Origin of the sequence: Chitinophaga sp. (genome assembly GCF_036569125.1) — a bacterium.
Taxonomy (GTDB): Bacteria; Bacteroidota; Bacteroidia; order Chitinophagales; family Chitinophagaceae; genus Chitinophaga.
Map to the genome: position 1 here is coordinate 1 of NZ_DATCRF010000662.1, position 4,041 is coordinate 4,041.

Sequence of the window (4,041 nt, forward strand, 5' to 3'; positions counted from 1 at the left end):
ACCCTATTCACTAAATCATTCATTATCAATAAAATTACTTAACAGAGAAGCCTCAATTTCCGTTCAAACAAAATATTTTTGCTTTTTCATATTATTTTATATTTTGGTTTCGATTTGTTTTACTTTGCATTCAGTTTAATACAAAATGAAAGCACATAAAAGCAAGTCCATTATAAAATGAACAGAACAGACGCTATAGCAGAGATCAAAAAAACGCCGGCCCAACAGTGGGACCTGGTGATCATTGGCGGCGGCGCTACCGGCTTAGGCACTGCCATGGATGCAGCTACCCGGGGCTATAAAACCTTGTTGCTGGAGCAGGCCGATTTTGCAAAAGGCACCTCCAGCCGCAGCACCAAGCTGGTACACGGCGGCGTACGTTACTTAGCCCAGGGCGATGTGGCCCTGGTACGGGAAGCCCTGTACGAAAGAGGCCTGCTGCTGGCCAATGCGCCGCACCTGGCCCATAACCAGGATTTCATTATTCCGCAATATACCTGGTGGCAGGGCCCTTTTTATACCATTGGCTTAAAAGTGTACGACCTGCTCTCCGGCCGCCTGAGCCTGGGCCGCTCCCGCCACATTGGTAAAAGTGAAACCCTGCGCAAGCTGCCCAACATTCAGCAGCGTGGATTAAAAGGCGGCATTGTATACCACGACGGCCAGTTTGATGATGCCCGCCTGGCCGTAAACATTGCCCAAACCGCAGCAGAGAACGGGGCCGTGCTGCTGAACTATTTTAAAGTAACCGGCCTGCATAAAGATGGCAGCAGCCGTATTAACGGCGTACAGGCCAAAGACCTGGAAACCGGCGATGTATATAACTTTCCTGCCAAAGTAGTGATCAACGCTACCGGCGTGTTTGTAGATGAAATATTACAGCTGGATAACCCGGGAGCCCGCCCCATGGTAAGGCCCAGCCAGGGTGTGCACGTGGTGCTGGACGCATCTTTCCTGCAAAGCAGCAGCGCCATTATGATCCCTAAAACAGACGACGGGCGCGTACTTTTTGCCGTACCCTGGCATAATAAAGTATTATTGGGCACAACAGATACACCCCTGGATGAGCATAGCATGGAGCCCATTGCCCTTGAACAGGAAATAGAATTTATTTTAAGAACCGCTACCAAATACCTCTCCCGTCCGCCAGCCAGGAGTGATGTGCTTAGCGTGTTTGCCGGCCTGCGGCCGTTAGCCGCACCGCAAAAGAACACCAACAGCACCAAAGAGATCTCCCGCAGCCATAAAATACTGGTAGCTCCCTCCCGCCTTATTACCATTACCGGCGGTAAGTGGACCACCTTCCGCCGTATGGCGCAGGATACCGTGAACCAGGCCATTACCACCGGCGGCTTGCCGGCCGCGGAATGCGTGACCAAAGACCTGCACATTCACGGCTATACGGAACATCCATCCACCACTGAACCGTTAAACGTATATGGTAGTGATGCACCTTTGCTGCAAACCTTAATAGCACAGCAGGCAGAGCTGGGGCAGCCATTAGATGCCCGCCTGCCCTACATTAAAGCGCAGGTGATATGGGCCGTACGCAATGAAATGGCCCGCACCGTGGAAGATGTGCTGGCACGCCGCTTACGGGCCCTGTTCCTGGATGCGCAGGCCGCCATTGATATGGCCCCGCAGGTAGCTGCCCTGATGGCTGCAGAGCTGGGGAAAGATGGCAGCTGGCAACAGGCGCAGGTACAGGCCTTTAAGAACATGGCGCAGCACTACCTGCTGCAACATAACAACACACAACATAAAGTAACAGCATAGTATACACGAATTCCATTAATAAACTGATATTGCCACGTAGATAAACAGGAAAAACATGAACAAATACATTATGGCCCTGGACCAGGGAACCACCAGCTCAAGAGCCATCTTATTTGACCATTCCGGCGCCATTGTATCCGTAGCGCAAAAAGAATTTACCCAGCTTTTTCCGCAACCCGGCTGGGTGGAGCATGACCCGGCAGAGATCTGGAGCAGCCAGATAGGCGTAGCCACAGAAGCCATAGCCAAAGCCGGTTTGGAAGGCGGTAACATAGCCGCCATTGGCATTACCAACCAGCGGGAAACCACCCTGGTATGGGACCGCGCCACCGGTAAGCCTGTACATAACGCCATTGTTTGGCAGGACCGCCGCACAGCAGCCTACTGCGATTCATTAAAAGCAGCCGGCCATGAAAAAATGATCCGCGAAAAAACCGGTCTGGTAATAGACGCCTATTTCTCCGGCACCAAAATAAAATGGATCCTGGATAATGTGCCCGGCGCACGCGAACGCGCCAACAAAGGCGAGCTGGCCTTTGGCACTGTAGACAGCTGGCTTATATGGAACCTGACCCATGGCGCCGTACATGCCACCGATGTTACCAACGCCTCCCGCACCATGCTGTTTAACATTCACTCACTGGCATGGGACAACGAACTTTTGCAGCTGCTGGATATACCCGCATCTATGCTGCCCGCAGTAAAGGAATCCAGCGAAGTATACGGCGAAACCACGCCCGGCATGTTTGCCATACAAATACCCATAGCCGGTATTGCCGGCGACCAGCATGCTGCGCTTTTCGGGCAGATGTGTACTGCCTCCGGCATGGTAAAGAACACTTATGGCACCGGCTGTTTTATGCTCATGAACATTGGCGAAAAACCCATCATCAGCAGCAATAACCTGGTAACCACTGTGGCCTGGAAGGTGAACGGGCAGGTGCAATACGCGCTGGAAGGCAGTATTTTTATTGCCGGCGCTATTGTGCAATGGCTGCGCGATGGGCTGGGCATTATCCGCTCCTCATCCGAAGTAGAGGCGCTGGCTGCCAGCACCAAAGAAAATGAAGGCGTATACCTGGTGCCTGCTTTTGCAGGTTTGGGCGCGCCGCACTGGGAGCAGCATGCACGCGGCACCCTGGTAGGCATGACCCGCGGCACCACTGCCGCACACATTGCCAGGGCTGCGCTGGAAAGCATTGCCTACCAGACCATGGAAGTATTAAAGGCCATGGAAGCAGATGCAAAGCTCAGCATTAAAGAGCTGCGTGTTGACGGTGGCGCTACCGGCAATAATTTGCTGATGCAGTTCCAGGCAGATATCCTTAACACGCAGGTAATACGCCCGCGTATCACTGAAACTACCGCCATGGGCGCCGCTTACCTGGCAGGCCTGGCCACCGGTTACTGGAAAAACCTGGAAGAGATCCGCAGCCAGTGGCAGATGGATAAAACCTTTACACCCGCCACCGGGCAAACCCACCGCGAAGAGTGGATCAAAGGGTGGAACCGCGCAGTAAAAACGGCCAAGGTATGGGCCGCTGCAGCAGAATAAACGTTATGTAAAAACTAAATTCAACCAATAACATGCATCCCTTATTAGCGGAATTCCTTGGTACTGCATTAATGATACTGCTGGGCAACGGCGTAGTAGCTAACGTAGTGCTTAATAAAACAAAAGGCAACAACAGCGGGTGGATCGTGATCACCACCGGCTGGGCGCTGGCCGTGTTTGTAGGCGTGGTGCTGGCATCACCTTACAGCGGCGCACATTTAAACTCGGCCGTAACCATCTCGCTGGCAGTAGCCGGTAAATTTGAATGGGCCCGCGTGCCCTCCTTCATTGCCGCGCAAATGATGGGCGCTATGACAGGCGCTTTCCTGGTATGGCTTAACTATAAAGACCATCTTGATGAAACACCCGATGCAGGTTTACAGCGCGCCGTGTTCTGCACGGAGCCGGCTATACGTAAAATTGGCCGCAACCTGATCTGTGAGATCACCGGCACATTTGTGCTGCTGTTCACCATCTTTTATTTCACCAATGCAGAAATGGGACCCGATAAAACGCCGGTAGGGCTGGGCTCCCTGGGCGCGCTGCCCGTGGCTTTGCTGGTATGGTCTATAGGTTTGTCGTTAGGCGGCACTACCGGTTATGCTATTAACCCGGCCAGGGACCTGGGCCCCCGCATAATGCATATGCTGTTACCCATAAAAGGGAAGCAGGGCAGCGACTGGGCTTATGCCTGGGTACCGATTGTGGGA

At 52.9% G+C, this 4,041-nt stretch carries 2 protein-coding genes and 1 pseudogene; all 3 read left to right on the forward strand.

What is annotated here, in order from left to right:
• The first annotated feature begins 177 nt into the window (after nt 1-177).
• Nucleotides 178-1,776, forward strand: a complete 1,599-nt coding sequence (locus VIM87_RS24715) for a glycerol-3-phosphate dehydrogenase/oxidase (RefSeq protein ID WP_331999578.1) — start codon at nt 178-180, stop codon at nt 1,774-1,776.
• A 55-nt stretch (nt 1,777-1,831) separates the two neighbouring features.
• Nucleotides 1,832-3,331 carry a glycerol kinase GlpK gene (gene glpK, locus VIM87_RS24720; protein WP_331999579.1) on the forward strand — a complete coding sequence of 500 codons (1,500 nt, stop codon included), beginning with the start codon at nt 1,832-1,834 and terminating at the stop codon, nt 3,329-3,331.
• Nucleotides 3,332-3,357: 26 nt separating this feature from the next.
• Nucleotides 3,358-4,041 (forward strand): annotated as a pseudogene (locus tag VIM87_RS24725) (MIP/aquaporin family protein); the annotation flags it as partial.

Bases quoted from the DNA above. Each gene is read 5' to 3' on its own strand.
- VIM87_RS24715 (WP_331999578.1), top strand. From the start codon at position 178: ATGAACAGAACAGACGCTATAGCAGAGATCAAAAAAACGCCGGCCCAA.
- glpK (WP_331999579.1), top strand. From the start codon at position 1,832: ATGAACAAATACATTATGGCCCTGGACCAGGGAACCACCAGCTCAAGA.